Origin of the sequence: Serratia sp. 2723, assembly GCF_050434425.1 — a bacterium.
Classification (GTDB): Bacteria; Pseudomonadota; Gammaproteobacteria; order Enterobacterales; family Enterobacteriaceae; genus Chania.
This window is the reverse complement of sequence record NZ_JBNDIN010000036.1, coordinates 1-1,062: the sequence shown is the minus strand read 5'-3', so window position 1 is coordinate 1,062 and position 1,062 is coordinate 1. Positions and strand designations below refer to the sequence as shown.

1 protein-coding gene is annotated in these 1,062 nt (G+C 52.5%); it reads right to left on the bottom strand.

The window, feature by feature from the left end:
- Positions 1–1,062: IS4 family transposase (locus tag ABIE29_RS23400; RefSeq protein WP_429621734.1), on the bottom strand; the 1,062-nt coding region annotated here is incomplete at both ends.

The window sequence follows — 1,062 nt, the reverse complement described above, 5'->3', positions numbered from 1 at the left end:
CGGCATTGTTTTTAAAGGGATATTTTGCCCTTTTCTCCCTGATTTCTCTTTCATACTCCCGTTCTCGTCTCGGCGGCAGTTTTAGCATCGCTGCATTACTGTAAAAGTGTTTGAGATGTCCCGGTATTGCCCCCGGTGATGACCAGGGCAGCCCGATTAACAACCGCATTATCTCTGTCAGCGAACCACTGAAGCTCAACTGATAGGGCAGATAATTACCTTTCAGGCTGAACGCCATTTTCACCATCTGATAACGTACCAGGTTATATGTCAGCATTATTCCCCACAGCTCTTGTCTGACCATCTCAGGTAATTTACTTCGCAGTGTCCACCGATTTCCGCACAGGTTCTGTTTTACTTCACGATACCCCAGCTCTATTTCCCAACGGTGTTTGTACAGCTCTGCAATGTCTGCGACCGGGTAACGCATTGCATCTGTCATCGATGTGACAACCTGACGTTCCACACCGTTAACCTTACGCCGGATTAACCGGACGGTAAGCGTATCCGGCAACCCTTCCCACTGCTTTCTGGCTTGCGGGGAAGTCTTCAGCGTTATCAGTTCATCCTGTTTACTCAGCCTGCGTACCACCTCATACTGTGTACCTTTTTTCAGCGGCAGCAACCAATGGCGATTTTCCCCGGTGCAATGCCAGTTGTGCAGCAGACCTGTTGACCAGAAGCCTCTGTCAAACAGCGTCACGCTGTTATCCGGGACCTGTTCTACCAGCCTTGCCGCCAGACGCATTTCATTAACGTCATACCGGTCCATTACACTCGCGCGCAGCAGATGGCTACTGAGCTCCATCAGGCAGACCATACGGACCTGCGGATAGCCTTTTTCACCGTACTGGTTTTCCGCTTTCGCGAAGGCTGCGGCATTTTCCGGTGTATCGGGTGCACGCCAGACCACGCCATCAACGGCATTCAGCGTCAGGCCGTTCCAGAGCGGATGCCGGGCTTCCTCGTGCCAACGCTGTTGCGTGAGGGAGAACAACTCCCGGATGGCATCTTCGCCCAGTTTTTTGCGGCGGGCGATCACTGAACTGGGGGCAGTAAACG